The sequence below is a fragment of the Bacillus cereus group sp. N24 genome (assembly GCF_016483345.1).
In the GTDB taxonomy this organism is placed as follows: Bacteria; Bacillota; Bacilli; order Bacillales; family Bacillaceae_G; genus Bacillus_A; species Bacillus_A toyonensis.
Window position 1 is genome coordinate 1 of sequence record NZ_JAEHCA010000109.1, and the last position, 357, is coordinate 357.

Consider the following 357-nt stretch of genomic DNA (forward strand, 5'->3'; position numbering starts at 1 on the left):
TTTTTTATATAATTTTTGTCTCGTAATGGTCTTAGATTATTAAAATTTGTTTTTTCATTTAAGTTCCAAACATAATCGCCTGTCAACGTAATATGTTCCCATCCAAGTGGAGATATATGTTGTAAATATTCTTCTGGAATGTCCACGCCTTTTGCATGTAAAGCATCAACTGCACGTGATATATATACCGTATTCCATAATACAATTGCTGAAATAAGAAGTTGCAAACCACTCGCTCTATGCAATTGATTTTTAGGTTCTGTTGCAAAGTTTTCTAAATGGCCTAGTGACAGGGTTGCTGCTCTAGTCCGCAGTAGTACATCCACAATAAGGTGATTTTATATTGTATTCGTTTAT

1 pseudogene is annotated in these 357 nt (G+C 33.6%); it reads right to left on the minus strand.

What is annotated here, in order from left to right:
* A pseudogene (locus JDS95_RS30585) lies at positions 1-254 on the minus strand (Tn3 family transposase); the annotation flags it as partial.
* Positions 255-357 lie beyond the last annotated feature (103 nt).